The sequence below is a fragment of the Apilactobacillus bombintestini genome (genome assembly GCF_003627035.1).
GTDB lineage: Bacteria > Bacillota > Bacilli > Lactobacillales > Lactobacillaceae > Apilactobacillus > Apilactobacillus bombintestini.
The window spans coordinates 763353-789888 of sequence record NZ_CP032626.1 but is presented as its reverse complement, the minus strand read 5'-3'; the positions used below and the strand labels follow the sequence as shown (position 1 = coordinate 789888).

Annotated in this window: 23 protein-coding genes, 1 pseudogene and 1 riboswitch; of the genes and pseudogenes, 18 read left to right on the top strand and 6 right to left on the bottom strand. The window is 31.9% G+C overall.

Annotated elements, in window-relative coordinates:
- The 6 genes from D7I45_RS03895 to D7I45_RS03870 all read left to right on the top strand — a co-directional run bounded on the left by D7I45_RS03895 (position 1) and on the right by D7I45_RS03870 (position 5179).
- The gene (locus D7I45_RS03895; protein WP_120784443.1) at positions 1–735 is read left to right on the top strand and encodes a class I SAM-dependent DNA methyltransferase; all 735 of its coding nucleotides are present in this window, start codon (positions 1–3) and stop codon (positions 733–735) included.
- 5 nt (positions 736–740) lie between these two features.
- Entirely contained in the window at positions 741–1874 is a 1134-nt protein-coding gene (locus D7I45_RS03890) for a nucleotidyltransferase (protein WP_120784442.1), read from the top strand.
- 79 nt (positions 1875–1953) lie between these two features.
- A complete protein-coding gene (locus tag D7I45_RS03885) occupies positions 1954–2511 on the top strand; it encodes a DUF177 domain-containing protein (protein ID WP_120784441.1) in 558 nt (185 codons plus the stop codon).
- Between the two features lie 56 nt (positions 2512–2567).
- On the top strand, positions 2568–2747 hold the full coding sequence (rpmF, locus tag D7I45_RS03880) for a 50S ribosomal protein L32 (RefSeq protein WP_034531177.1): 180 nt from the start codon (positions 2568–2570) through the stop codon (positions 2745–2747).
- A gap of 192 nt (positions 2748–2939) precedes the next feature.
- Positions 2940–3626, top strand: coding sequence for a response regulator transcription factor (locus D7I45_RS03875; RefSeq protein ID WP_120784440.1), 687 nt, complete (start codon positions 2940–2942; stop codon positions 3624–3626).
- Positions 3623–5179, top strand: a complete 1557-nt coding sequence (locus D7I45_RS03870) for a HAMP domain-containing sensor histidine kinase (protein WP_120784439.1) — start codon at positions 3623–3625, stop codon at positions 5177–5179. The genes D7I45_RS03875 and D7I45_RS03870 overlap by 4 nt, the downstream gene beginning before the upstream one ends.
- A gap of 50 nt (positions 5180–5229) precedes the next feature.
- Here the strand turns inward: D7I45_RS03870 and plsY are convergent, their stop codons facing one another.
- Positions 5230–5841, bottom strand: coding sequence for a glycerol-3-phosphate 1-O-acyltransferase PlsY (plsY, locus tag D7I45_RS03865; protein WP_120784438.1), 612 nt, complete (start codon positions 5839–5841; stop codon positions 5230–5232).
- Positions 5842–5982: 141 nt separating this feature from the next.
- On the opposite strand from plsY, the gene parE reads away from it, so the two are divergent.
- From parE to msrA, 7 genes are all read left to right on the top strand, one after another.
- Positions 5983–7944, top strand: a complete 1962-nt coding sequence (gene parE, locus D7I45_RS03860) for a DNA topoisomerase IV subunit B (protein WP_120784437.1) — start codon at positions 5983–5985, stop codon at positions 7942–7944.
- Between the two features lie 18 nt (positions 7945–7962).
- Positions 7963–10428 carry a DNA topoisomerase IV subunit A gene (parC, locus tag D7I45_RS03855; protein ID WP_120784436.1) on the top strand — a complete coding sequence of 822 codons (2466 nt, stop codon included), beginning with the start codon at positions 7963–7965 and terminating at the stop codon, positions 10426–10428.
- Between the two features lie 111 nt (positions 10429–10539).
- A complete protein-coding gene (locus D7I45_RS03850) occupies positions 10540–11505 on the top strand; it encodes a LysR family transcriptional regulator (RefSeq protein ID WP_120784435.1) in 966 nt (321 codons plus the stop codon).
- Between the two features lie 21 nt (positions 11506–11526).
- A complete protein-coding gene (locus D7I45_RS03845; RefSeq protein WP_120784434.1) occupies positions 11527–12453 on the top strand; it encodes a manganese-dependent inorganic pyrophosphatase in 927 nt (308 codons plus the stop codon).
- A 91-nt stretch (positions 12454–12544) separates the two neighbouring features.
- Positions 12545–13249: a nicotinamide mononucleotide transporter gene (locus D7I45_RS03840; protein WP_242446884.1), complete on the top strand. Its 705-nt coding sequence runs from the start codon at positions 12545–12547 to the stop codon at positions 13247–13249.
- A 122-nt stretch (positions 13250–13371) separates the two neighbouring features.
- Positions 13372–13809, top strand: coding sequence for a peptide-methionine (R)-S-oxide reductase MsrB (gene msrB / locus D7I45_RS03835; protein WP_120784433.1), 438 nt, complete (start codon positions 13372–13374; stop codon positions 13807–13809).
- A gap of 15 nt (positions 13810–13824) precedes the next feature.
- Positions 13825–14346 carry a peptide-methionine (S)-S-oxide reductase MsrA gene (msrA, locus tag D7I45_RS03830; protein ID WP_120784432.1) on the top strand — a complete coding sequence of 174 codons (522 nt, stop codon included), beginning with the start codon at positions 13825–13827 and terminating at the stop codon, positions 14344–14346.
- 397 nt (positions 14347–14743) lie between these two features.
- On the opposite strand, the pseudogene D7I45_RS03825 reads toward msrA, so the two are convergent.
- Positions 14744–15547, bottom strand: a pseudogene (locus tag D7I45_RS03825) (DNA/RNA non-specific endonuclease); the annotation flags it as partial.
- Between the two features lie 120 nt (positions 15548–15667).
- On the opposite strand from D7I45_RS03825, the gene D7I45_RS03820 reads away from it, so the two are divergent.
- Positions 15668–16210, top strand: coding sequence for a metal-dependent hydrolase (locus D7I45_RS03820; protein ID WP_162924082.1), 543 nt, complete (start codon positions 15668–15670; stop codon positions 16208–16210).
- A 45-nt stretch (positions 16211–16255) separates the two neighbouring features.
- On the opposite strand, the gene D7I45_RS03815 is transcribed toward D7I45_RS03820, so the two are convergent.
- Positions 16256–17986: an NFACT RNA binding domain-containing protein gene (locus tag D7I45_RS03815; protein ID WP_120784430.1), complete on the bottom strand. Its 1731-nt coding sequence runs from the start codon at positions 17984–17986 to the stop codon at positions 16256–16258.
- A 158-nt stretch (positions 17987–18144) separates the two neighbouring features.
- Between D7I45_RS03815 and D7I45_RS03810 the strand changes: the two genes are divergently transcribed.
- The 4 genes from D7I45_RS03810 to D7I45_RS03795 all read left to right on the top strand — a co-directional run bounded on the left by D7I45_RS03810 (position 18145) and on the right by D7I45_RS03795 (position 21378).
- On the top strand, positions 18145–19014 hold the full coding sequence (locus D7I45_RS03810) for a DegV family protein (RefSeq protein ID WP_120784429.1): 870 nt from the start codon (positions 18145–18147) through the stop codon (positions 19012–19014).
- A gap of 110 nt (positions 19015–19124) precedes the next feature.
- On the top strand, positions 19125–20081 hold the full coding sequence (locus tag D7I45_RS03805) for a ketopantoate reductase family protein (RefSeq protein ID WP_120784428.1): 957 nt from the start codon (positions 19125–19127) through the stop codon (positions 20079–20081).
- Positions 20082–20145: 64 nt separating this feature from the next.
- Positions 20146–20240: riboswitch (THF riboswitch) on the top strand.
- Between the two features lie 65 nt (positions 20241–20305).
- Entirely contained in the window at positions 20306–20842 is a 537-nt protein-coding gene (locus D7I45_RS03800; protein ID WP_120784427.1) for a folate family ECF transporter S component, read from the top strand.
- Positions 20843–20907: 65 nt separating this feature from the next.
- On the top strand, positions 20908–21378 hold the full coding sequence (locus D7I45_RS03795; protein ID WP_120784426.1) for a glutathione peroxidase: 471 nt from the start codon (positions 20908–20910) through the stop codon (positions 21376–21378).
- 1008 nt (positions 21379–22386) lie between these two features.
- On the opposite strand, the gene D7I45_RS03790 is transcribed toward D7I45_RS03795, so the two are convergent.
- The 3 genes from D7I45_RS03790 to pyrR are packed head-to-tail and all read right to left on the bottom strand — an operon-like array spanning position 22387 to position 26533.
- Positions 22387–24897 carry a carbamoyl phosphate synthase preATP-grasp domain-containing protein gene (locus D7I45_RS03790; protein ID WP_242446883.1) on the bottom strand — a complete coding sequence of 837 codons (2511 nt, stop codon included), beginning with the start codon at positions 24895–24897 and terminating at the stop codon, positions 22387–22389.
- A 4-nt stretch (positions 24898–24901) separates the two neighbouring features.
- On the bottom strand, positions 24902–25975 hold the full coding sequence (locus D7I45_RS03785) for a carbamoyl phosphate synthase small subunit (protein WP_120784425.1): 1074 nt from the start codon (positions 25973–25975) through the stop codon (positions 24902–24904).
- Positions 25976–26005: 30 nt separating this feature from the next.
- Positions 26006–26533: a bifunctional pyr operon transcriptional regulator/uracil phosphoribosyltransferase PyrR gene (pyrR, locus tag D7I45_RS03780; RefSeq protein ID WP_120784424.1), complete on the bottom strand. Its 528-nt coding sequence runs from the start codon at positions 26531–26533 to the stop codon at positions 26006–26008.
- Positions 26534–26536 lie beyond the last annotated feature (3 nt).

The following is a 26536-nucleotide window of genomic DNA, read 5'->3' as shown; positions in this document are numbered from 1 at the left end:
ATGATTTATCAAGAATTCGCTAAATTTTATGATGAATTATTTGATGAAACTATGTATGATGGTTGGCTATCATTTGTTAAGGATAATGTTAACGTTAACGACAAAATGATGGACATGGCATGTGGCACAGGTAGATTGTTGGAATTGTTACTGGAAAATAATTACCAGGTATCAGGGATGGATTTATCTGAAGATATGCTTACTTTAGCTGATGAAAGAATCAGAAACAATGATAATAATGCAGAACTAATTCAAGGAGATATGACTGATTTATCAGATTTTCCTAGTTACGATGCTATTTCTTGTTTTGATGATTCATTATGTTATTTACCAGATATAACTACATTGGAAATCACTTTTAAAAATGTTTATGAACATTTAAATGAGGGTGGCAAATTCTTATTTGATGTTATTACACCATATCAAACTGATGAAGTATATCCTGGATATATGTATAATTTCCATGATGATTCTAGTGCCTTTATGTGGCAATCATACATTGGAGAACATGAACATTCTGTAGAGCATGATTTAGTATTTTTTAACTATAATGAATCTAAAGATGCTTATGATCAATTTAGTGAAATTCATAAAGAAAGAACTTATGAGTTAGATACTTATCTAGACTTATTGAGTGATATTGGATTTAAAAATATTAAAGTGTCATCTAATTTTGGACATGATGATATTGAAGAAGATACTACTCGCTGGTTCTTTATGTGTCAGAAAGGATAGTAGTGATGCTAAAGTCAGTAGGGATAATTGCAGAGTATAATCCGTTTCATAATGGACATAAATATCAAATAGATATGGCTAAAAAGCAAACTAATGCTGATTTAGCTGTGGTAATTATGAGCGGCAACTGGGTGCAAAGAGGACAACCTGCTATATTAGATAAATGGACCCGTGCCCAAATGGCATTAAAAAATGGGGCTGATATGGTTATTGAGTTGCCTATTAAATCTGCTGTACAACCTGCTGACATTTTTGCAAAACATGCAGTAAATATCCTTACTGAGTTAGGCTGCAATTATCTATCATTTGGAAGTGAAAATCCTAATCTTGATTTTGATAGTTTAAAGGATTTAAAGTTAGATGATAGTAATAATTTTAAAGACTATTCAAAAAGTTATCCTGAATTGATACAGGAATTAATAAAGAAAAAAACTGGCCAAGTGATTGATCAACCTAACGATATATTGGCTCTAAATTATTATATTGCTAATCGTAATAACAATAATGCAATGCAATTAGTTCCCATTAAGAGAATAGAGTCTCAACATCATGCAAAAGAGTTAAACGAAAATTCGCAATATACTAGTGCTTCATCCATTCGTTCTAAGTTAATCAATAATGACTTAGGCGAAATTAGTCATTATATTCCTAATATGTTATCTGATAATCAGTTAGATAATGTAGTTACGTGGGATGATTTTTGGCCACTATTAAAATATAAGATAATTACTACTGATGTGGATGAATTATCACAAATATATCAAATGAGTGAAGGCTTACAATATCGATTAAAAAAATATATTGTGCAGGCTGATTCATTTGAAGAATTTTTAGACTTGATTAAAACTAAGCGATACACATACCCAAGATTACAAAGGTTATTAGTATATACACTTTTAAATTGGAAACAAAACGATTCCGCTAGTAAAGAGTATGTTAGAATACTAGGCTTTAATAAATTGGGCAGATCGTATTTAAAACAAGTAAAAGATAATTTATCAATTCCGTTAGTAGCAAAAGTTAATAAAAACTTATCTGAAAATGAGTTAGAATTAGACGTAACTGCGGGAAGATTATATGGTAACGTTCATTCTCAAGAACAGGATTTTGGGAAAGTTCCAATAATTTATAATTTTTAGACAGGTATCAAGGAAATGACCTTGACAAACCAACTTCTAAATATGTATAATTAACGTCGTTGCATTAGGAGGAATAGGTATGAAATGGTTACTCAAAGAGCTATCAGATTATAAAGACCAACCACTTTCTGTTTCTGAAGATATGAACTTATCTGAAGACATTATGAGTAGATATAGCAAATATGTTATTTCTGCCGATGATGATATTCATGTTGAAGCTCATGTTTTTAGTGAAAATGGTGATGCAATCGTAAATGCTCAAGTAACTGGAAAAATTGTTGTTCCTTCATCACGTTCATTAGATCCTGTGGAATTGCCACTAGATTTCTCTATTAATGAAGTTTATGTGGATACTGAAGCACGATTAAAGAAACGTGAAGAAGAGGATGAAGCTGCTTTTATTGTAGATGATGATGGTGTAATTGATTTTAACAAATCAGTAGCCGATAACATCATTTTACAAATTCCAATGCACATTTTGTCTCCAGAAGAAATAAGAACTGATAAGATGCCCAAAGGAAATGATTGGGAAGTAATATCAGAAGATGATTTAGTCGATGAAGAGGCAAATGATAAAAAAGTAGATCCACGTCTTGCTAAATTAAAGAATTTCTTTAATGATGATAATAATCAATAGTAAGACTTAAAATTTTTCACTAGTGGATATTTTATAATGTAAAGGGGGTTTTTGCATTGGCTGTACCAGCAAGAAGAACTTCAAAAGCTAAGAAGGGTATGCGTCGTGGTCACATTAAGTTGGCTAACCCAGGTTTGAGTGCTTGCCCAAACTGTGGTGAATTACGTAAACCTCACATGGTATGTCCTAGTTGTGGATATTACGATGGAAAACAAGTTGTTAATGAAAACAACTAATTATTTTTAAAGTTACCAGAACACCATGGGTTCTGGTAACTTTTTTTATTTATAAGACTTTTTATTGAAACATGTTCCATAAAAGGGTTTAAAATGTAGTAGATATAATGCTTAAGGAACTACTATTACTACTAATGGTGTGATAGAATGGTTTAAGTGAATTCTTTTAATAATTATGAAGAGGTGTAATGGATGAGCCGTATTTTAATAATCGAAGATGAAAAAAGTTTGGCAAGATTTGTTGAACTAGAATTAAAGCATGAAGGATACGACACACAAGTTGCGTTAGATGGTCGCGAAGGATTAGATGATGCCTTAAAGAGTGACTATGACGTAATTTTACTAGATTTAATGTTACCAAAACTTAATGGGATGGAAGTTGCTAGAAGACTTCGTGAAAAGAAAACTACACCTATTATTATGATGACAGCTAGAGATTCTGTAATTGATCGAGTTTCAGGATTTGATCATGGTGCTGATGACTACATTGTTAAGCCATTTGCTATTGAAGAATTGTTAGCTCGTGTAAGAGCATTACTTCGTCGTATTGATATTGAAAGTGAAGAAAAGTCTGAAGAACAAAAAGTGGTTTACTTCAAAGACATTACTGTAGAAAAAGAAAGTCGTATTGTTAAACGCGGAGATGAAATCATTGATCTTACTAAGCGTGAATACGAACTATTATTAACTCTAATGGAAAACGTTAACGTGGTATTAGCCCGTGATGTTTTATTAACTAAGGTATGGGGTTACGATTCCAGTGCTGAAACTAACGTAGTGGATGTATATATCAGATATCTAAGAAACAAAATTGATAAGCCTGGTGAAAAGAGCTACATCCAAACAGTTAGAGGAACTGGATACGTGATGAGATCATGAAATCAATAAATGATGATACAGTTGATAAGACCGTAAGTAGTAATAACCGCTGGTTTCCATTAAAGTGGAAATGGTCAATAGCTTCAGCAATTATTATATTTATAATATTATCTATTTTTTCCTTTTTGATTTATAATCGTTTTTCTGATGTTTTGCTGCATCAAGAATATGCACATACCTTTGAATCGGGAGAGAGTATTGAGAATAGATTAAGTTCAATTGGAACTTCATTGAATAATAAAAATGTTCGATATGTATTAAGTCCTACTAGTGATAATTTCAAACGTAGTTTATCTACTAATACTGCGTCTCCAGAAATTTATTCTAATTCTATCTATTCCAATCTTTTTAGTGAAAATACTATTATTAAAGTTTATGATTCACATTTGAATCCTATATTTTCATCTAAGAACTATCCAGATAACATAAGAAAAATGAATCCCGTAAACGACCGAAAAACGTTCATAAACACTCGTAATAATAAGACTGTATTATCTGTTGATTTACCTATCTATTCGCGCCGAAACCATCAAAAAATTGGATATTTAAGGGTTATTAATAATTTAGCTGATTATAATTTGTATATCAGAAAATTAGCAAGAATATTATTAGTAATTTTAATTATCGGTATGTTTTTCTCTGCGATGCTATCTTATTTCTTAGCATCGTATATGTTGCGTCCTATTAAAGTAATCTCTAATACTATTCATAGTGTTAAAGATTCTCCTGAAACAGACAATCGTGTTCCTAAGCTAAGACAAAATGATGAATTAACCGATTTAGGTGATTTATTTAATGATATGTTGGACACCATGCAAAGATACATTGATCAACAGCAACAATTCGTAGAAGATGTATCACATGAACTTAGAACACCAGTGGCTGTTATTCAAGGACATTTGGATATGCTACAAAGATGGGGTAAGGATGACCCGGAAGTTCTAGACGAATCTATAAAGTCTTCTATTTATGAAATTAATCGAATGAAGAGTTTAGTTCAAGAAATGTTAGATTTGTCACGTGCTGAACAAGTGGAAATTAATTACAGTACTAAGATTACCGATGTTCAGGATGTGGTTCATCAACAATATAATGACTTTAAGATGATTCATCCCGATTTTAAATTTATATTGGATGATGATATTGATGATGAAACTATTATTCAAATCTATCGTAATCATCTAGAACAAATATTGATTATTCTTTTAGATAACGCGGTTAAGTATTCTAGAGACCGTAAAGAAATTCATATTTCCTTATCTAGAAAGTATCGTTATGTTGATATTGCGGTACAAGATTTTGGAGAAGGCTTAAGCCAAGAAAGTATTGATAAAATATTTAATCGTTTCTATCGTGTAGATAAAGCACGTAGTCGCAGCCAAGGTGGTAATGGATTAGGATTAGCCATTGCAAAGAGATTAGTGGAAGCATATCATGGCCAGATCAATGTAGAAAGTTCGGCTGGACATGGTTCTATCTTTACTATCTCATTCCCAATCTTAACTGCGGATAAGATTAAGCATTTAGAAGAAATTGATGATAATAACCTATAATAAAAAAGACTCAGTTCTATTTAAAGAACTTGAGTCTTTTTATTACTTAATTATTTCTTTTGTTGATGCTTATAAACTAAACCGAATGGTACTAGATTTTCATCACCATTTTTAATTCTTTGGATGTTGCTTCTATGTCTAACAAAAATAAATATAGTTAAAATAATTCCGATAGCACCTAACCAATAATCACCAGTCCATAAAATTAAGATAGTGATTAATGGGAAGGAAATCATACTTGCTAAACTAACCATACTGGATAGGTATGTAAAAATAGCTTCGAAGGCGAATGCACATAAGAATAAAATAGGATGAATACCTAATAACATTCCGGCACTAGTAGCAACTGCTTTACCACCCTTGAACTTATCAAAGATAGAGAAGGTATGGCCAAGTACAGCGAATAAACCGAAAATAATAGGTGAAACATGACTAATATTGAAAAATGCAGGAAGTAAAGTAGCAATAGTACCTTTTAGAATATCAATTACCATTACACAAATTCCTGCAGTTTTACCTAATTCTCTAAAGGTATTAGTAGTTCCAATATTACCGGATCCTAGTTTTGTGATATCTTTATGGAAAAATAATTTTCCAATCCAAACTCCACTAGGAATGGAACCTAATAAATAAGCAATAATTAGTAAAATTGCGATTTTCAAAAGACTTTCCTCCCAAAATTAATTACTTATTAATTTTACCATTTTTAGCAATTAAGACAATACTATCTTGTCCTATAGGCCTTTTAAAACCTTATGAAATAAGGTATTATAATATATTGTATGAAAGGGAGTGTATTACAAATGGCCAACAATTATGATGATGACTCCATCCAAGTATTAAAAGGATTGGAAGCCGTCAGAAAACGTCCAGGTATGTATATCGGTTCTACTGATAGCAAAGGACTACACCATTTAGTATATGAAATCGTAGATAATGCTGTTGATGAAGCATTAGCTGGATTTGGGGATGAAATAGATGTAACTATTCATCCTGATAATAGTATCACGGTTGTAGACCATGGTCGTGGTATGCCGGTAGGGATGCATTCATCTGGTAAGCCTACACCAGAAGTTATTTTAACTGTATTGCATGCTGGTGGTAAGTTTAGCGAAAACGGTGGATATAAAACCTCTGGTGGACTTCATGGGGTAGGTTCTAGTGTAGTTAACGCACTCTCCACTAGTCTATCTGTTACGATTGTAAGAGATGGTTACAAGTATGAAGAAGATTTCGAAAATGGTGGTAAACCAATCGGAACTTTAAGAAAGATTGGTAAAACTAAAGAACATAGTGGTACTACGGTAACCTTTAAACCGGACAGTGATATTTTCACTACCACTATTTACAATTATGATGTCTTAAAACAACGTTTAAGAGAATCAGCTTTCTTATTAAATGGTATTAAAATTACCTTAACTGACGAAAGAAAAGATCAAGAACGTAGTGACGAATTCTACTACAAAGAAGGAATCAAAGAATTCGTTCAATACTTAAATGAAGATAAACATATCTTAGGTAATATCATGTACTTTGACGGTAAGAAAGATGGGGTTGAAGTAGAAGTAGCTGCTCAATACAATGATGGTTACACTGAAAACACCTTATCCTTCGTAAATAATGTGCGTACCAAAGATGGTGGTACTCATGAATCTGGTTTTAGAAGTGCATGGACTAAGTCATTTAATGACTATGCTAGAAAAGTTAAGTTACTTAAAGATAAGGATAAAAACTTAGATGGTTCAGATGTAAGAGAAGGACTATCAGCAGTTATTTCCATTAAAGTACCAGAAGAAATGCTTCAATTTGAAGGACAAACTAAGGAAAAATTAGGTAGTCCGGAAGTACGTTCTATTGTAGATGGCGTGGTTTCTGACCAATTAGGCTATTATTTGATGGAAAACAGCGACTTTGCACAAGAGTTAGTTCAGAAGTCCTTACGTGCCAGAAAAGCTCGTGAGGCGGCTAGAAAAGCTCGTGACGAAAGTCGTAATGGTAAGAGAAAACATAAAAAAGAAAGATTATTGTCTGGTAAATTAACGCCAGCACAATCTAAGGATGTTTCTAGAAATGAATTGTTCTTAGTCGAAGGGGACTCTGCCGGTGGTTCTGCTAAACAAGGTAGAGATCGTAAGCATCAAGCTATCCTTCCTCTACGTGGTAAAGTTTTGAATACAGAACGTGCTAAGTTAGACGATATCTTAAAGAACGAAGAAATTAGTACTATGATTTATACCATTGGTGCTGGTGTAGGTTCTGAATTTGATATTAAGCAATCTAACTACGATAAAATCATTATCATGACCGATGCGGATGATGATGGTGCTCATATTCAAATTTTATTACTAACATTCTTCTACAAATACATGCGTGCTATGGTAGAAAACGGGCGAGTTTACATCGCTTTACCACCGCTATATAAAATCCAACAAAAGACTGGTAAAAAGAATCATGTAGATTATGCATGGACTAATGATGAATTAACGGAAACACTTAAGTCATTTGGTCAACATCCTTCTCTACAAAGATTTAAGGGTCTTGGTGAAATGAATGCGGACCAATTATGGGAAACCACTATGGATCCTGAAAAGAGAACTTTAATCCAAGTAACTATCGATGATGCTGCATTAGCAGAAAAGCGTGTTACTACCTTAATGGGAGATAAAGTAGAACCACGTCGTGAATGGATTGAAAGAAATGTTAAATTCACACTAGAAGAAGACGGAAGTATCTTAGACACTACTAAAGATACTGATAATGAGTAGAAGATAGGAGGAAATAAATTGGCTAATCATTCGGTTATTGAAAAATTAACACTGGAACAAATTATGAGTGAACGTTTCAGTCGTTATTCCAAATCCATTATCCAAGAAAGAGCTTTGCCTGATGTTAGGGATGGATTAAAACCCGTACAACGTCGTATTTTGTATGCCATGAATAAAGATGGTAATACTTATGACAAAGGCTTCAGAAAGTCAGCTAAGTCTGTCGGAAACGTAATGGGTAATTTTCACCCCCATGGTGACAGTTCCATTTATGAAGCATTAGTTAGAATGAGTCAGGACTGGAAAATCCGTGAACCATTAATTGAAATGCACGGAAATAACGGTTCTATGGATGGTGACCCAGCGGCCGCTATGCGTTATACAGAAGCAAGATTAAGTAAAATTTCTTCTGAAATGCTTCGTGATATCGAAAAAGATACGGTAGATTGGGTACCTAACTTCGATGATACTGAAAATGAACCTACTGTATTGCCTGCTAGATTTCCTAATTTATTAGTTAATGGTGCTACAGGTATTTCTGCTGGTTATGCTACTGAAATTCCTCCTCACAATTTAGCCGAAGTCTTAGATGCTTTGATTTATTTGCAAAAACATCCCGATGCTACATTGGATGATTTAATGCAATTCATTAAAGGACCTGACTTCCCAACTGGTGGAATTGTGCAAGGAATCGATGGTATTAAGAAAGCTTACAAAAATGGCCGCGGTAAGGTAGTAGTTCGTTCAAAGACTAAAGTAGAGGAACTACGTGGTAACAAGTCACTTATCCGCGTAAGCGAATTACCATATGAAGTTAATAAACTACAATTAGTTAAGCAAATTGATGAAATTCGTATCAACAAAAAGATTGATGGAATTGCTGAAGTTCGAGACGAAAGTGATCGTAATGGATTATCTATTGCTATTGAATTAAAACGTGATGTGGATGCAGACGGTATTTTAAATTACTTGTTTAAGAATACTGACTTACAAATCAACTACCACTTTAACGTCGTAGCTATTAACAAGATGCGTCCAGAAAGACTTTCCTTAAAAGAAATTTTAACTTCATACCTAGATTATCAACGTGTAGTTATTGCTAAACGTACTAAATACGATTTACAAAAAGCTATGGCTAGAAAACATATCGTAGATGGATTAATCAAAGCTTTATCTATCTTAGATGATGTTATTAAGACTATTCGTGCAAGTGATAATCGTAAGGATGCATGTCGTAACTTAATTACTAAGTTTGATTTCTCTGAAAAACAAGCTGACGCTATTGTTAAGTTGCAACTATACAGATTAACTAATACCGATGTAGTGGATTTACAATCTGAAAAAGAAGATTTAAATCAAAAGATTTTAGAATACAACACTATATTGAATGACGATAATGAATTAAACAAAGTACTAACTGGTGAATTTAAAGCTATCAAGAAGGAATATGGTAATCCTCGTCGTACTAAGATTGAAGCAGAAGTTCAAGAATTAAAGATTAGTAAAGAAATTACCATCCCTGAAGAAGATATGGTGGTACTAGTTAGTCATGATGGCTATCTAAAACGTAGTAGCATTAGATCATACAAAGCTTCTGATGTAGAAGAAAATGGTTTAAAGGAAGACGATTATCCTATCTTCTTAAATAAGATGACTACTTTAGAACATTTATACATGTTTACTAACAAAGGAAACTTGATCTATCGTCCAGTTCACGAAATAGAAGAAGCTAGATGGAAAGAAACCGGTCAACATATTTCACAAATTATCGGTTTAGCTGATGATGAAAAGATTATTAAGGTATTTCCATTCAAGACACTTAAAGAAACTGGTAAATTTGTAGTTTCCACAAGTGATGGTTACATTAAACAAATTGAATTTAGCAAGCTTATTCCAGGTAGAACTTACCGTTCTCGTCCTATGGTATTTGAAAAGCTAAAGCATGACGAAAGTAATGTAGTGAACGTTACTTACTTAAGCAATTCTGATGATAATCCATATGTATTCATTGCTTCTAATGTTGGTTTAGCTACTTGTTTTGAACTAGATGAAGTATCACACAGTGGTGCTAAATCCATTGGTGTTAAATCTATGGATCTTCGTGACGATGAACATGTAGTGAATGTGCAAATGGTTGATGAAGGTGATCAAGTGGGGATGCTTACTCAACGTGGCTTCTACAAGAACATGAAAGTAAGCCAAGTTCCTATTGCTAGTCGTGCAAGAAGAGGTGTACAAGTTCTAAAACCTCTAAAGAAGAATGCACATGAATTAGTAGACTTTGTTAAATTAGAAATGAATGATGATTCTAGTAATCCAATTCGCATCATAACTGATCGTAGAAGAATTCATGACATTGTTCCTTCAGATCATCCAGTAAATGATCGACAATCAAATGGTTCCGCTGTATTAGATGTAAATACAGAAGGAGTTCCAGAAGAAATGCAAGTTTTACATCCAGAGATTACAGCAAACATTAAGTAATTTATTATAAATAAATTGACGTAAAATATTGTTATTTAGCCATTAATGAGGTATTATAGTAGTGATAATTTAATTATTATGATATTTCAAGCGAAAGTGGAGAGTTAGATAATGAAAAAAACTAAACAAGAAAATATTTTCTCATCACGCACTCTATCTTATTTCTTGCAATTGGCTGAAACTATGAATTATACCCAAGCTGCTCAAATTTTGGGTATTACACAACCAGCCCTAACTCAACAAATAAAGAAATTAGAAAGAACAGTGGGAGCACCATTATTTTATTCTATTGGAAAGAAATTAAAGTTGTCTGCCGCTGGTGAAATTATGTTGAAATCTACTAAAGAAATTTACGAGATTTTAAATAATACTGCTGATGAAATTGAACAATCAAACAGCTCAAACAGTGGAGACATTAATATTGGTGTATTAGCATCCGTTCAAGTAAAAGTATTTGAACAATTTATTGCTAAAGTTTATCAAGAAAATCCAGGATTAAAGATTAATCTTAGAATGTTAACCCGCAAAGAAATTTGGGAAAGCTTAGAAAGTAATACCATTGATTTAGCTATCATGTATTTACCAGATTCATCTATTAAGAACTGGAAGACATATGATTTCAAGAAAATCATTAGTGATGATTTAATGTATATTCATCACAATAAAAACTTATCCGGAGAAACTAAGGTTAAGTTGAGTGATACATTGGATAAGCCATGGGTAACATATCCAGAAGGTTATTTCCTTGATATCATTTTAAATAATGAATACAAGGATCAACTTGTTAATAGACCTAAGAGTGTGGCATGTTTCTCAACACCATCTCAAATCCTTAGATTCTCTATGGAAACTGGATTAAATACTGCTTTGCCAGGCTCATTTATGATTGACAAAGACGCTAAAAAATTGGAAGATAATAATACATGGGTTTCTAAATTAAATCCAAATATTAATTTTGATTTAGCCTTTGTTTATAGACACAACAAACGCGCTATTCCACGTGTAAGTGCATTCCTATCATCATTTGATGAATTCTTAAGGGAAAAAGACTACTTATCAAGATTAAAAGAAAAATAAAAATTATAAGGAGATTTCATAATGGCTAAGGAATTAGTTTTTGGACACCAAAGTCCCGACACTGATGCAATTTGTGCCGCAATTGAATATGCATACTTACAAAATAAATTAGGATACGATGTAGAAGCAGTTGCTTTAGGTAAACCTAATGATGAAACAAAATTTGTTTTAGACTACTTCAAACAAGATATGCCTCGTGTAATTACTGAAGCATCATCAGAAGTTGATTCAGTTATGTTAGTTGACCATAACGAACCACAACAAAGTGTTTCTGACATTGATAAAGTAACAGTTACTCATGTTGTTGATCACCACAGAATCGCTAACTTCAACACTGAAAAACCAGTATTTTACCGTGCAGAACCAGTTGGTTGTGTAAGTACTGTTATTTTTGAAATGTTTAACGAAAAAGGTGTTGAAATTCCTGCTAAATTAGCTGGATTAATGCTTTCTGCTATTATTTCTGATACATTACTTCTAAAATCACCAACTACAACTGATGTTGATAAAAAGGCTGTTAAGGAATTAGCTAAGATTGCTAATGTTGATTACGAAGAATACGGTATTAAAATGTTAAAGGCTGGTACTAACGTAGATGCTAGATCAGACCAAGACTTAATCGATGGTGATGCTAAGTCATTTACTATGGGTGGTAAGTCAATCCGTATCGACCAAATTAATACTGTTGATTTAAATGATGTTTTGAAGCGTAAAGATGACTTACTAAAAGCCATGAAAGCTGAAGCTGAAAGCGAAGGATATGATTTATTCCTAGTTATTGCTACTAACGTATTAGACAGCAATTCTGAAGCTATTATTTACGGTGAACCAAAAGATGCTCTGGAAAAAGCATTTAACCAAAAGGTTTCTGATGATACTATCGCCTTACCAGGTGTTGTATCAAGAAAGAAACAAGTGGTTCCACCAATGACTGACGTTTTAGATTAATAATTTAAAATTAGCAGTTTAAAAGAGCGCATTGCAATAATGTGCTCTTTTATTTTTAAATAAATTAGTATGTATATTGTAGGAGTCTATTATGAATAAAATATTAAGGAATTTGGCTACTTCCAAGACAATGGATTTATTAGGGATAGCCATTATATTTTTCACTGCTTTAATGTCAGGTTATTTATTTGAAACATTAAATGATGTTACATCATGGGGAAGATGGGCAGTGTTTATTCCTTTTGGATTTATTAGTGCCATTGACGCATGTATGTCTATTATGTCTACTAGATTAGTGGGAAGATTTAGCAATCTAGGAAACTGGGTAGGAGTACCTGAAATAATTTTAGGATGTATTATTGATTTTCTATTAGGAAATCATGGTGCTATATTAACTTATCCCATAAGTTTTGTAATTCAGATTTGGGCAATCAAAACTTGGACAAGATCAGATAAATTTAAAAAGTCAAATTTATTAGATACTAAAAATGGTAAGTATATTATTAGCTTATTAGTAACTTTAGCCATTATTTTTAGTTTCATAATTAATTATATTGGATATGAACATATAACTTCTTCTAATATGACATTATATGTTCTAACTAGTTTAGTTTTTGGTATTTCTTTAATCGCAAATATAATGAATGCTGTAAAAATCTCCACACAATGGAAATTTTGGCTTCTATACGACTTTATTCAATTAGCTAAGGCAATTAGTCAATTGAATTTTGCAAACGTAGGAAAGTACATTTATTACATTATTATGGCATTGGCCGGTAACGCATATTGGAAATAATTCTTCATAGAAAATAAAGCTAATGATTTGCATTATTTCTATATATCGTTATTATTGTATATATATCGTACACGATATATCTGTTATAGATATTTTATGATAATGCAAAGGAGCTGTTATAAATGAAAAAATACAGTGAAGAAGAATTGAGAAGTAAATTAACTGATGAACAATATGAAGTTACTCAAAACGCTGGTACTGAAATGCCATTTTCAAATAAGTATGATAGTTTCTTTGAAGATGGACTTTATGTAGATATTGTTTCTGGTGAACCATTATTTACATCTAAGGATAAATATAATTCAGGATGTGGTTGGCCTGCATTCACTAAACCAATCGACCAAAGTAGTATTAAAAGTAATTTAGATACATCACACGGAATGGTAAGAAACGAAGTTAGAAGTAGTGAAGCTAACTCTCATTTAGGTCACGTATTTCCTGATGGACCTCAAGATAAGGGTGGATTAAGATACTGCATTAATTCAGCATCATTACGTTTCATTCCGGTAGATAAGTTAGAAGAAGAAGGATACGGACAATACGTATCAGAATTTAAATAAGGAGGAATAGATAATATGAGTAAAGATACAGCTATTTTTGCAGGTGGATGTTTCTGGTGCATGGTAGAACCATTCGATCAACAACCAGGTATTGAAAGCGTAATTTCTGGATATACAGGTGGTCACGTTGCTAACCCAACATACGAACAAGTATGCAGCCATACAACTGGTCATACAGAAGCCGTAGAAATTACTTTTGATCCAGATATTATTTCATACAAAGATTTAGTTGAAATTTATTGGAGACAAACAGATCCTACTGATGCTTCTGGTCAATTCCAAGACCGTGGTGACAGTTATCGTCCTGTTATCTTCGTTAATAGCGAAGAACAAAGAAAGATTGCTGAACAATCTAAGAAGGAATTAGCTGAAAGTGGTATGTTTGATGAACCTATCGTAACTACCATTGAAGATGCTAAGCCATTCTACCCAGCTGAAGACTATCATCAAGACTTCTATAAGAAGAATCCTTTACGTGCACAAATTGAAGAATTAGGTGGACGTCAACAATTTAAGGATACTAAATGGGCTAAATAGTCTAATAAAAATCATGAAAATTAAATAATATGTATTTTCTGGGAGATGTGAATTTGATATTCATTTCTCCCAGTTTTTTTATTTATTAAATAAGTCCCATAAGTTAGAGGATTCTAACCTATGGGACTTAGTTTATCTAGCTAATATCGCTAGTAAATTATTATTAAAATCTGTAATGACGGTAGTAATGTCTATGGTAAGTATATGGTCTGTGGTAGTAGTGATATCTTGGAGTATACTTACGAGCATAGTGTCTTCTAATTGCATGGTGAACTGCTCCTGCAATAACAGCATCCCTTACATAGTGATGAGTGTAACTTCTTCTGTAATTGCTTCTGTTACCATCATAACTGTTGCCATAACTGCGATGATCATTAAATGAAGGTGCATCTGCAGGGGTAGGAACAGTAACACTATTATCTATTTTTGAGGTTCCATCAGAGTAATTGAAAGAAATTCCTGGTTGTACGTTAAAAATGTATACATTGAAATTCAATGAACCATCTGTAGATAAAGCTTGTAGATGAACACCACGAGCCATTAATTCAGAACCACGGAAAACAGGAACTACTTGGAAAATAACCTTTTTACCATCACGTAGAGCGTTTCTTACTTTGCTTTCATAAATGGTTTGTAATTTTTGATTACTAAAGGCAGTTTGTGTAAATAAATTCTTTAAATTATTTTGATCTCCAGATTGAAGACTAGGATTATATTTACCACTAACACTAATGCCTTTAGATAAACTATAAGCAATTTCGTGACCACGGTTTATTATGGCATCGCGGTTAACAAATTTTTGATGCCAACCAGTGGGTTGCACAGTTTGTTCAGTTCTTAAACTATCATTAGCAACGTTTCTAGATTCTAGGTAAGCTGTGTTACCAGCTGATGTTCTATTAAGACTATCTAAGTTTGCGTAAACAACATGATTGTACTTCCAATCAGATGCTTTTAGATTGGAATGGTTACCATTTACGTTAATAACAGCTGATGTGTTATTTTTATAATTTAATTTAGACAAGTCTTTGCTACTATCGTTAACATGTTTAGAAGACTTCTTTTCATTCTTCTTTTCATGTTTAGTAGTATCATGATGTGATGATTGTGAAGAAGTAACAATAGTGGAAGCAGATGATGAACTATTGCTTGATGATGATTGATCATTATCCGATGAACAACCAGCTAAAGTAATGGACATCAAAACTGCAGCTGAAATTAATAGTTTTGAATGTTTCAAAATGGTTCCTCCTGTTAAATATGGATTATATTATGTTAAAATATCAGTCATTATCAAAACTTATTGAAAAGGATGTTTACATTGGCATTAAGGAAAACACATATTGCTACATCTGAAGCAATTTTACTAGGATGTGCAATCGCAATACATCAACCATTACCTGCTATTGTTACTGAAGCAGTAGGGGTATGGCTTGGATGCCAACTGCCAGACATTGATCAAAAACAAACTAGAGTAAACAAAAGAGGTGGCTTATTTACTAGAATCCTCACGTTGTGGGGACATCGTACTTGGTCACATAGTATTTGGATTCCAATTATGTTATTGATCTGTGCTTTATATTTATCTAGTTTATCTTTTTCACATGGTATCTCGGTTAATGGTACATATGTAATGGAATATTTATATTATTCTATAGTATTAGGATATTTCTTACATGAAGTAGAGGACTCTTTTTCGATAGAAGGAATCCGTTGGTTTTATCCATTAGGAGACACCAGAATTGTTAGAAAAAAAGGATTATTAAAATATAAAGTTGGCGGTACCAAAGAACAAATTATTTTGATAGTGGCCACACTTTTGATTATAACAGAAATTATATGGATTGGTTATTTGTACATATAAAATAAACCCCGTGATTTAGACTAATCACGGGGTTTTTATTATTAATTAGGAAGCACTTTTATTTTGTCTTAAATTATCAACAAATTCTTTACTTGGAGTAACAAATTTAGTTCTTTGACTATCATAAATTACCAAACCAGGTTTAGCACCATTAGGTTTTCTTACATGTTTTACTTTTACGTAATCTACAGGAACTGTTGCCGAATCACGAGCTTTAGAGAAGTATGCAGCTAACATTGCAGCTGTTTCAATAGTCTTATCGTCCGGATCAAAATCTTTAATAATTACATGAGAGCCATGAATCTTTTGAGTATGCAACCAAGTGTCTCGTTTGTCGGCATCTCTCATGGTTAATTTATCATTTTGTAGGTTATTTTTTCCTACTAAGATTTTCACTCCATCATCAGTGTAAAATGCTTCTGGCTTACTAATCTTACTACGTTTATTTTTGTTGCTGTTAGAACGTTTGTTATGATGCTTTAAATATCCTTCATTTTTGAATTCTGTCTTAATATCATCTAAATCAGATGGTTCAGCCATTTCAATTTGAGATAGGATATTTTCAAAATAATCAATTTCTGCATGAGTATTCTTTAATTGTTCATTTACATAGATAACAGCATTCTTAGCTTTTTGATAACGCTTGAAGTATTTTTGCGCGTTTTCAGAAGGTGATATTTGATTGGAAAGAGATATTTTAATTGGATTACCGTTATCATAGAAGTTTGGTAATTCTATGCTCTTCATTCCTTTTTCAATCTTGTATAAATAAGTAGTAAGAATTTCACCTTTGATACGGTATTCATCAGCGTGTTTGGTATTTTCAAGAGTTTTGTTAAGCTTTTTAAGCTTCTTTTTATTTTTCTTTAATTCGTTTTTAGCAACTTTGATTAAAGTGCCACCTTGTTCACGAACACGATCTTTTCTAGCTTTAGTTTCGTAATAGGTGTCTAGTAATTCTCCTAAGGTATCAAAACGTTGTGATTCATAATCTTCTTTATCAAAAGGATGAACTGTAAATAAAGAGGATGATTTGTTTTCTAATAGAGAAGGTACTGGATTATCAAAGTAACTGAAGAAATCTTTGAAATTATTCTTAGTACTATCATCTTTATGAAGAGTTTGTGCTAAAAATAGTGAAGTATCTTTACCTAATCCTTGAATTCTATGTCTTAATTCAGCAGCCAATACCTCTTGATTAGGAAATTCCTTAACTAATGAATTAATTTTATCCATGTTTAATTCAGAACTAAATGGATTTACCATATCTTGCTTAGGTGGAGTAATATAGGTATCTCCAGGTAAAATAGTACGGTAACGGTTCTTATCGGAACCGATTCTCTTAATGGCATCCACAATGCGCATATCATCCTGAGTATCAACTAGAATAATGTTACTATGACGTGCCATAATTTCTACGACTAACATCATTTCTTTCAAATCACCAATTTCATTACGAGTAGTGAAATGAAGAACCATTACACGGTCATTATCAATTTGAGATACTTTTTTTAATACTGATCCACTTAAGTGCTTTCTTAGTGTCATTGTGAAATTAGTTGGAGTATGTGGATTTACATAAGGAATCCTACTAATTTGTACTCTTGCATAATTAGGATTAGCAGAGACTAAAATAGGGTAGTTTTCATGATTAGAACGAACTGTTATTATCATTTCATTATCATATGGTTGATTGATTCGAGAAACTCTACCGCCAGATACTAATGCGTTTAACTCTTTTACCATTGCATGTGTAAATGAGCCATCAAATGACATGTAATCATCTCTCTTTCCGTTAAAGTGTATTACCATTAGTATAACTGATGCAGTAGGTATTTAGCAAAAATATTATAGTTCCTATACTAATAATGTATATTAATGTTATAATTTTAATTATAATATTTGTTTTATTTAGAACAAAAAGGGTGAAAATAATGAAAATAGCAATCGTTACAGATAGTACTTCTTATTTATCAAAAGAAGAACAAGAAAAGTACGGAATTCATATTGTACATATGCCTGTCATGATTGACGGAAAAAGTTATGAAGAAGGCGTCAACATTTCTACAGATGAATTCTATGAAAAATTGAAGAATTCACAATCATTTCCTAGTACATCTCAACCACCAATGGGACAAATGATTAATTTATATAATTCATTGGCAGAAGATGGTTATGACGCTGTTATTAGTATTCATTTAGCAAGTACTATTTCAGGATTCTATAATTCATTGGTTGCATTAGCTCCAACTATCGAAAATATTAAAGTTATTCCATATAATTCTAAGATTACTGTTAAGTTAATGGGTAACTTAGTAATTGAAGCTGCTAAATTAGCTAAGAAAACTGATAATGTAGATGAAATCATTAGTAAATTAGATGAAATTAGAAAAACCATTGATGAAGTCTTTGTAGTAGATGATTTGCAAAACTTGGTACGTGGTGGAAGATTATCTAATGCATCAGCTTTTCTAGGAAGTTTATTAAAAATCAAACCTTTACTAACTTTTGATAATGACAGTAATGAAATTGTAGCTTTTGAAAAAGTTCGTTCCAGAAAGAAAGCTTTAAAACGAGCTGAATCATTATTCAAAGATGCAGTAAATAATGCTGATTATCCATTAAAGGCTATTATTATTAATGCTAATGATCCAGAAGCGGGACATAATTGGAAGGAAAGCATTCAACAAATGTATCCTGACATGAACATAGAAGAAAGTTATTTTGGTCCGGTTATTGGAACACATCTTGGTAACAAGGCTTTAGCACTTGGTTGGATGATTGATACAGAAAAAGAAGACTAGTTTATACTGGCCTTCTTTTTTATTATTAAAATTAGATTAGAAAACTATTGCATTTTCTAATAATTAGTTTTATACTCAATATCAATTTATAAAGATACGGGGTGTTGTTTATGAAATACGGAATTATTGGAGCTGGAGCAATGGGGTACAGATATGGTATCTTATTGCAAGAAAATGCAGGTGTACAAGTAGATTTTATCGAAACTTGGAAACCAAATATTGAAAAGGTTAGAGAGCAAGGTGGAGTTTACGTATCACGTGATCATGAAAACAAGCATTTAGTGCCAATTAATATCTTTTATCCGGAAGAATATAAAGGACATCCTGATGTTTGGATTATCTTTAAAAAGCAAATGCAACTTAAAGAAGAGATGAAACGCGATAGTGAAGCTGGAATTTTTCATGATGATCAATATGTCTTTTCTGCAATGAATGGAATGGGGCATTTTGAAGTGATTGAAAAATACTTCGACAAAGATAAAATCGTTTGTGGAACTGCAATGATTGCTACTGTTTTAAATGGACCTGGAGATGTAGATTTTATGGGTCCAGTGAATAGTGAAGTTATGCATTTAGCACCATACAATAATAAAAAGCCCGATGAAACAGTTAAAGCACTTTTCGATGATTTAAAAGCTGCTAAGTTGGGGCCTGTTGTATCAAATAATTGGGTTAATATGTGTATGACTAAGGTTGTCTTTAATGCTGTGGTTAATACATTATGTACAATGTTTGAAGTGCAAATGGGACAATTTATTCAATATCCAAAAGCCCCAGAAATGGCACGACAATTATTTAATGAATCATTTGACGCTTGTGAACGAGCTGGTATTTATATGGATGAAACTAGAGATGAACAAGTACAATCAGTAATTGATACTTGTCATACATTAAAATATCATTATCCTTCAATGTATCAAGATTTCTCTAAGGGTAGAGATACAGAAGTAGATTACATCAACGGATACATCGCAAAATTAGGTAGGGAACATGACTATATTTGTCGTACTCATGAATTTGTTGTAAATCAAGTCCATTTAGTTGAACAAATGAGACAATTTAAATAAGTACTCCGGTAATATAATTGTGTTGTAAATATAAAAATGATAGTATTAACTTGTAACAAAAAGTTTGGGAGTAGGACTTTATGCGTAAAGTGCAAACGGAACGGAATGTGAACGTTTGACGAAAACTACGGTTGCGATATATTGTCCGCATTCGCCACAAGATCTTTATAATATTATCAACATTTATAAATTATTTAGTGGCAGCTCCATGGGGAGATGTCTGAATGGATGTATCAAAAATATTTAAATGGCCAAAAATCAAGATAAGTGATGCAACAACGATTGCTATCTTAATGGCTATGAGTTATGTATTAAGTAGGATAGGCATACATACACCTACGATGGTATTTACTTTTGGTTTTGTAGCAACAGCAGTACTTGGTGCCATGTATGGACCTTTACTTGCTGGATTAATTGCTGGTATAACTGATTTAATAATTACCTTTACTACTGGTACTATGTATATTCCAGGTTTTACGCTGTCTGCAATTTTGGGAGCGTTTATATATGGAATGTTCTTGTATAAAAATGAGAAATTTAGTTTGGTGAGAGTTATTATCTCGCAGCTAGTGATCGCAGTATTAGTTAATACTTTGCTAAATACATTGTGGTTAACAATATTTCTACACTTTGATTGGAAGCTGATTATAGCATCTAGAATAATTAAACAAATAGTTGGTACACCAATTCAAATTGTAATTTTGATTTTTATATTGGGAAATCCAGTTATGCAAAGATTGATTCATGATAAATGGAAATAATTTAATATAATAATTCAAGATTGTGATTAATTAATCATAATCTTTTTATTTACAGGAGTGATTATATGAGTAGTATATATGATTTTAAATTAACCGAAATGAATGGACAAACAATCGATTTTAGCAAGCTTAAAAACCGAGTAATTTTAATTGTTAATACCGCAAGTAAGTGTGGCTTAGCTGGTCAAATGAAAGATTTACAATACTTATTCGAAAAATACCAAAATGATGGTTTAGTGATCATTGGAGTGCCATCTAATCAATTCCATATGGAACTTAAATCTAATGAAAAAACTAGCGAATATTGCCAATTGCATTATGGAGTAACATTTCCAATGGCTCAACAAGCTAAAGTAAATGGTAAAGATGAATTACCATTATTTACTTATTTAAAAGATGCATCTGGTAAAGGAAGAATTAAATTTAATTACACAAAATTCTTAATTAATCGTTATGGTGAATTTGTAAAAAGATATTCTCCATTAAAGAATCCACGTAAATTTGAACAAGATATCATAAATGAATTAAATCATTAATTATAAATGAAGTGTCTGTTATCAAAACGGACACTTTTTTATTTTATAAATATTAAATAGGGAGCAGTGCAAAATGCTAGAAGTGTTTGCAGTACTTTTAAAAATATCTACTTTACATAATATATATTATACGAAGTAGATAGTTTCGGTGAATATGATGAATGATTGACGATGATAATTTTAAATCTGTTGATCCAGTAACAACTAAATCTTTAATTTTGTTATTTAAAGAAATGTTTGATACTTAGTTTTTGTAAATATAAAAAATTATTCCTAATTTTTTACCAAAGTAATTAAAAATAAATGGATTACTAATCTTTTCATCTAGGTATAAAAAATCTATTTTGATTTCATATAATACATTCTAAATTTAATACATTCTAAATTGTGATAATTGCTATGAGTAATTACATAACTAAAAATTTTATTATTGGACTGAATGAATCATATGTTAATACAAAAATTTTGCGGATTATTGTTACTAATCTTCGCAATAATGTTTTTCTTTGTTAATAATAATTATAAAAATATTATTATGATTGTTTTAATTTTCATTTTTGCTATTGATTTTAGAAATAAACGTATTTGTACGAAAACTAACAAATAATTTTTAAAACATTTTAATGGATGATTGATAAATTAAAAATCTCTCAACCATCCATTTTTTATTTTTATCACAATAATTAATAAGATTTAATGCGTTTGTGAGAGTTCTTAAACGTATAATCATTCACATAAATAACGAACGTGTTTTTATACAGCGCCTTAAAACAGTAAAAATTGCCTTTCAATGCTTATATGATAAGGGTTTAAGCGATTTAAAAAATAACTAAAATAACTTTTTTGATTAATTTGAGCCTCAATCAAGCATATTTTGCTATGTATTTTGATGAAAAAATTAAGCAAAATAAAAAATCCCCCATGTCCGCCCTATTATTTTAATAATTATTAAAGCACATATAAAAAGGATTCTTCACTACAATGTAGCAAAAAATCCTTTTATTCTTATTATTCAATTTTAATAGGCTTAAATTTAACTTTTGCTCCCACTTCTTGAGAACTATTAGCATGGTCTATATCGACATTTAATTGCTTAAATGGGAATGTAGCTTGCATAGTAGTTTGAGTGGTAGGTGCATAATTGATCGAATCAATTAATTTATTGATATCAAGCTTGTTAGTGTAGAATTTAACTAATTCCTTTATCCAGTTGATACCAGTAGCCTGACTGATAAATACAGTTTCAGTCAATCTTAATGGACGTATTCCTACATATTCTGATTGGCCATTTTTCTTCTTATTAAATAGTATTTGTACCAATCCAATCCAGTTGGACTTTTTAATATGAGATTGAGATAATTTAATGTTATTTTCCAGTGATTCTTTATCTAGAATGTATGGAGCCTCATAGGTAGTAACATAATCTAAATTGCTCTTATTATTGCTTATAAGCTTTTCAGTACCTATGAAGTAACTGTCAGTTTTAGTAACAAAAAAGTTTAATGCATAAGTAACATCTTTAGGCAAAATTACTCCAGTTTCTTGATCAGGTGGTAAAACTTGTACATTCAAATTAGTGTATTTCTTTAATTGTTTCAATAAGAAATGACGATTACCAGGTATAAATACTCTTACTGGTTTTTCTAATTCAATAATGTTTAAAATTGCACCTAATTGAATAGGTTCAATGTACTGCTTATCACTAATTTGTGGACTTAATGATAAGGCGTTAGGATTATTATTCATTACAATGGTTCTATATCCAATTTTATGCAATTGAATTAGCATTTCTGCAGTATAAAAATCTGCTGCGGTATTTGGCCCTAATTTATTACCACCTCTACCAATTACTAACGCAGTTTTATCGGATTCCTTCGTGGATTCGTTTTCTTTTTCATAACTGCTATAGAAGGATTTAATGCCTTGATCAAATTCTCCGGCAGATGGTTCAATTGCTTTATAAGTAGGATATTCATTTTGGTCATGGAATAACTTACGGACCTTTTCAATAGGTTGATTCCAGGTTTCGGCCATCATACTATCTCCAAACCCATAATTATGTGCAGTTTCAATAGTGTGTAGTTCCATAGGATGATTAATAATTAATTCTTCTACTTCTAGTAAAGCTTTTAGTTTATAGAAATAAAATTTATTAATTTTGGATAATTCTTCTAGTTCATCAATTTCGTAACCTCTACGAAGAGCTTCTATTAGCACTAAAAGACGATTGGATTTTGGATGAATCAACTGACTGATCAATTCATCAGAACTAATCTCATGCATACTTGGAAGAACATCACGAGGTGAAAATTGTGAACTTCTTAATGCCTTTAATAAAGCTTCTTCCACAGTTCTACCAACACCTATAGTAGAGCCGACAGACTTCATTTTAGTATTTAAATGTTGATCTGCTTCTGGAATATTATCAAATGGCCATACTGGCATTTTTACTACTATATGGTCCAATGTAGGTTCAATAATAGGAGTTAAGTGGTGATACTTATGGTTTAATTTAATTTCTGAGAATGAATTACCTAATAATAAATTAGTACATACATAAACTATTGGATAACCAGTAGAACGTGCTGCTAAAGCAGAACTTCCACCAATAAGTGGAGTTATTTTAGTAACATAATAATTATTTTCGCTAGTAGTATCTAAAGCAAATTGTATATGACATACTCCCACCACATTTAAAGCATCCATTATTTTAAAAGTTGCAGTTCTTAGTTTTTGGTATTCAATATCGTTTAGTGTTTGGACAGGTGTAATTACCATAGAATCCCCTGAATGGACCCCTACAGCATCGATATTTTCCAATCCACTAATTAAAATTTTGGTGTTAGTTTGGTCTCTTACTCCCACCATTTCAACTTGTTTGTAACCTACGATACTTTTTTCTATAACGCATACGCCATCATCTTGTAAGAAGTTGTTTTCTAAACAATCTGATAAGTCTTCGGCATTATTACAAATATATCTTTCGGTACCTTCACGATTGCGTTGATTAATTTGTTTAACAATAACTGGGAACCCAATTTCTCTAACCACTTCGAAAGCTTCAGATTCTGTTTTGATAATTTTGGAAGGTACGGATGGTTCATTAACATGGTTTAAAGTACTCTTCATACGATCCGGATTATTCAAGACATTTAAGGATTCCTTAGATATTCCTAAAACACGAATATTTAATTCCGATAAAATTCCCTGATTTTGTAGTTCTTGAGTAACATGAATAGCTCTCAAACCACCAATAATTGGAATAATAGCATCTGGTTTAACTTCTTTGATAATTTCTAGTACGTTCTTTACATTGATTTCTTTAATAAAAACATCATTGCCTTGTGATTCAGACATAGTTAAGGAAAATGGATTGTTATCCATAACCATTACTCTAATATTATGTTTCTTTAAAGCAATCATCATCTGGAATGCTGCAGCATCTAATTCGGTTTCGCTACCAATTTTAGACGGTCCACTACCCAGAATTAGTACCTTCTTAATACTTTCATCTATCATTTAGTTATCTCCTTTGCGAGCTAACGTTTTCTAAGAATTCTTCAAATAAATCCGCTGATTCTTGTGGTCCAGGTCCACCGTCTGGTGAAAATTGAACAGAAAATGCCGGATAATCACGGTGACGAATTCCTTGAACAGTTCCATTTACTACATCTACATAGGTAATTAATAATTGGTCATGGATAATAGATTTAGGATCTACCGCATAACCTTCACTTTGGGATGCATAAATGATTTGGTTAGTTATTATTTGTCTAATTGGATGATTACTACCATGATGTTCTACTGGTAGTTTGTAAACATTAGCTCCGTTAGCTAAAGCAAATAATTCGTGGCCTAATCCCATAGAGAACATAGGAATTTCTTTTTGTACGTCGCGAATCATTTCTAACACTGATTCTGGTAAATCTCTTGGTGAACCAGGTCCTGTAGATAACACAACTCCATCAGGATCTAGGTCAAAAATAGACTGACTAGTAGTATCCCAAGGCATAACAATGACATTACAGTCTAAGTCAGCTAACTTACGTAATATCCCATATTTTAAGCCGAAATCGATTAAAACAATGTTGTATCCGTCACCAGTATTTGGAAATGGTGCTTTAGTAGAAACTTGTTTTACTTGTTGGTTAGTTAGTACAGTTGCATGTAATTGATCAAAAGCATGTTCATCATCTACATCCACGATACTTGCTTTCATTGATTTATTACGATTTAAGCGACGAGTTAATTCACGTGTATCAATTCCATATATACCTGGGATGTTATGTTGCTTCAAAAATAAATCTAAGTTTAGATTACCCAATCTATTAGTAGAAATATTGGAAAACTCTTTAACTACTACCCCTTTGGCATTGGTGACAATAGCTTCAAAGCTTTTATGGTTAATACCAGTATTACCTATAGATGGTTGTGTAAATACAATAATTTGATTATGGTAAATTTGATTTGTTATGACTTCTTGATAGCCTAACATATTGGAATTTACAATAATTTCACCAGTTGTGGTTGATTCAGCACCAAAACTTTTTCCTTTATATGAAGTTCCATCTTCTAATATTAAATATCGTGTTGTCATAACAACTCTCCTTAAATAGTTATTTAAGAGTTACTTTTCTTCAATTTCAACAGAATCTTGTTCGTCAATTTCGTTTACTTGAACTCGAATGTCTTCTTGTTTAGATGTAGGAATATTCTTACCCACAAAGTCAGCTCTAATAGGTAATTCACGGTGTCCACGATCTACTAATACAGCTAAACGTGTATTGTTAGGACGACCTAATTCAGTTAATGCTGATAATGCCGCATTAATGGTTCTACCAGTATATAAAACATCATCTATTAAAATGACATTTTTATTCATAAGTGAAATGTTTTGGTCAGTTACTACATCAGGTTCATCTTGAGTATGAGTTATGTCATCACGGTATTTAGTAACATCGATTCCTACTACCGGAACGTTTTTGTTTTCAAGTTTTTCTAGACGATTGGCAATTCTTTTAGCAAGGTAGAAACCCCTTGTTTTAATTCCTACTAAAACTAGATTATTTACACCCTTATTTTTTTCAATAATTTCATAAGTAATTCTAGTTAAAGCTCTTTGCATTGCCATTTTGTCAACTACTACTTTGGACATGTA

What these genes read in the sequence shown, in the direction of transcription:
- D7I45_RS03785 (WP_120784425.1), bottom strand. Translation starts at nt 25,975, where the DNA reads ATGACAACACGATATTTAATATTAGAAGATGGAACTTCATATAAAGGA.
- D7I45_RS03840 (WP_242446884.1), top strand. Translation starts at nt 12,545, where the DNA reads ATGAATAAAATATTAAGGAATTTGGCTACTTCCAAGACAATGGATTTA.
- pyrR (WP_120784424.1), bottom strand. Translation starts at nt 26,533, where the DNA reads ATGTCCAAAGTAGTAGTTGACAAAATGGCAATGCAAAGAGCTTTAACT.
- parE (WP_120784437.1), top strand. Translation starts at nt 5,983, where the DNA reads ATGGCCAACAATTATGATGATGACTCCATCCAAGTATTAAAAGGATTG.
- D7I45_RS03845 (WP_120784434.1), top strand. Translation starts at nt 11,527, where the DNA reads ATGGCTAAGGAATTAGTTTTTGGACACCAAAGTCCCGACACTGATGCA.
- D7I45_RS03895 (WP_120784443.1), top strand. Translation starts at nt 1, where the DNA reads ATGATTTATCAAGAATTCGCTAAATTTTATGATGAATTATTTGATGAA.
- D7I45_RS03805 (WP_120784428.1), top strand. Translation starts at nt 19,125, where the DNA reads ATGAAATACGGAATTATTGGAGCTGGAGCAATGGGGTACAGATATGGT.
- D7I45_RS03850 (WP_120784435.1), top strand. Translation starts at nt 10,540, where the DNA reads ATGAAAAAAACTAAACAAGAAAATATTTTCTCATCACGCACTCTATCT.
- msrA (WP_120784432.1), top strand. Translation starts at nt 13,825, where the DNA reads ATGAGTAAAGATACAGCTATTTTTGCAGGTGGATGTTTCTGGTGCATG.
- D7I45_RS03800 (WP_120784427.1), top strand. Translation starts at nt 20,306, where the DNA reads ATGGATGTATCAAAAATATTTAAATGGCCAAAAATCAAGATAAGTGAT.
- D7I45_RS03815 (WP_120784430.1), bottom strand. Translation starts at nt 17,986, where the DNA reads ATGTCATTTGATGGCTCATTTACACATGCAATGGTAAAAGAGTTAAAC.
- D7I45_RS03810 (WP_120784429.1), top strand. Translation starts at nt 18,145, where the DNA reads ATGAAAATAGCAATCGTTACAGATAGTACTTCTTATTTATCAAAAGAA.
- D7I45_RS03875 (WP_120784440.1), top strand. Translation starts at nt 2,940, where the DNA reads ATGAGCCGTATTTTAATAATCGAAGATGAAAAAAGTTTGGCAAGATTT.
- D7I45_RS03790 (WP_242446883.1), bottom strand. Translation starts at nt 24,897, where the DNA reads ATGATAGATGAAAGTATTAAGAAGGTACTAATTCTGGGTAGTGGACCG.
- D7I45_RS03890 (WP_120784442.1), top strand. Translation starts at nt 741, where the DNA reads ATGCTAAAGTCAGTAGGGATAATTGCAGAGTATAATCCGTTTCATAAT.
- D7I45_RS03885 (WP_120784441.1), top strand. Translation starts at nt 1,954, where the DNA reads ATGAAATGGTTACTCAAAGAGCTATCAGATTATAAAGACCAACCACTT.
- msrB (WP_120784433.1), top strand. Translation starts at nt 13,372, where the DNA reads ATGAAAAAATACAGTGAAGAAGAATTGAGAAGTAAATTAACTGATGAA.
- D7I45_RS03870 (WP_120784439.1), top strand. Translation starts at nt 3,623, where the DNA reads ATGAAATCAATAAATGATGATACAGTTGATAAGACCGTAAGTAGTAAT.
- D7I45_RS03795 (WP_120784426.1), top strand. Translation starts at nt 20,908, where the DNA reads ATGAGTAGTATATATGATTTTAAATTAACCGAAATGAATGGACAAACA.